This is a genomic window from Desulfovibrio sp. 1214_IL3152 (assembly GCF_036763055.1).
GTDB lineage: Bacteria > Desulfobacterota > Desulfovibrionia > Desulfovibrionales > Desulfovibrionaceae > Desulfovibrio.
In genome coordinates this window covers 1-1,080 of sequence record NZ_JBAIYW010000503.1, presented here as the reverse complement: position 1 = coordinate 1,080, position 1,080 = coordinate 1, and the positions used below count along the sequence as shown (strand labels likewise).

General features: G+C 59.4%; 2 protein-coding genes. One reads left to right on the top strand and one right to left on the bottom strand.

Annotated elements, in window-relative coordinates:
• On the bottom strand, window positions 1–299 hold a 299-nt coding region (locus tag V6C07_RS10825), incomplete at its 3' end, for an NUDIX hydrolase (RefSeq protein WP_333536497.1).
• Window positions 300–437: 138 nt separating this feature from the next.
• Here V6C07_RS10825 and V6C07_RS10820 point away from each other — a divergent pair.
• Window positions 438–977 (top strand): MarR family winged helix-turn-helix transcriptional regulator, encoded by a 540-nt coding sequence (locus V6C07_RS10820; protein ID WP_333536496.1) that lies wholly within the window; start codon window positions 438–440, stop codon window positions 975–977.
• Window positions 978–1,080 lie beyond the last annotated feature (103 nt).

Here is a 1,080-nt window from a genome sequence, read left to right as displayed (position 1 = left end):
ACCACCGTAAGCGTATGCTGGCGCGGGTCGCGCTTGGGGCGCGAGTATACGCCAAGAAGGCCCGTCAGTTCCACATCCAGCCCGGTTTCTTCGCGCATTTCGCGCACGGCGGCGGCCTCGGCCTGCTCGCCCTCGTCAATAAAGCCTCCTGGCAGGGCAAAACCCAGCGGGGCGTGCTTGCGACGAATAATAACCACTCCCCTGCCCGGTTCGTAAATGACCACATCGGCAGTGGGCGCAGGATTGCGAAAACAGGAATAGGGCTTGCCGCAATGCGGGCAGACGACTTCTTTCTTCATGCTGACCTCAGGCTTGCATACCGCACGGCGCAGGCCGCAGGCACAGGCATACTAAGCCAGCACGCGCCGGGCCGCAAGAGCGGACAGCGGCGCGGGCCTTGCCTTGACAATAACGTATGGCTGCCATACACGACATCCATGCATGACAAAATCCCCAGAAAAACAGAAGTGGAACTGCGCATTCACGAGGCCGTTCTTAACGACCTGGCTGATCCGGCTATCCAGCGGCTGCGCAACAATCATATCTGTTTTACCCTGCTCTCGCTGGTGACCCGCTTTTACGCGCTGGAGCGCCAATGCCGCAACTTCGGCACGGATGTGCCTATTCATCTGGGCGAAATCCAGATGATCATGACCATCCACAATGCCGAGGGCATACACGTGGGCGGGCTGGCCCAAAAACTGGGCATCACCAAGGGCAGCGTTTCTGAAATGCTGCGCAAGCTTGAGCGCAAGGGCCTTATACGCAAGGAAAAAGATCCTCTCAAAATGACCAGACTCAACGTCTACCTTACGGACAAGGGCAAAACCGCGCACGCAAGCCACATGTATTACCACAGCCGTCTTGATAACGTGGTGGCCGAAGCCGCCGCCGGTCACGATGCCGCCGCCGTGGAAAACTTCGCCCATTTTCTGGATGACATTCTGGCCCGGCTCACGGCCTTCAGCAAAAGCTGACCGCCTGCATCCTGCATATCCGGTCATGCGGCTCACGCCACCGCCGGGCCGGCCTGCACAGACACGCCTGAGCAGACATGCCTGAGCGGACATGGCAGCGCAC

Bases quoted from the DNA above. Each gene is read 5' to 3' on its own strand.
- V6C07_RS10820 (WP_333536496.1), top strand. From the start codon at position 438: ATGCATGACAAAATCCCCAGAAAAACAGAAGTGGAACTGCGCATTCAC.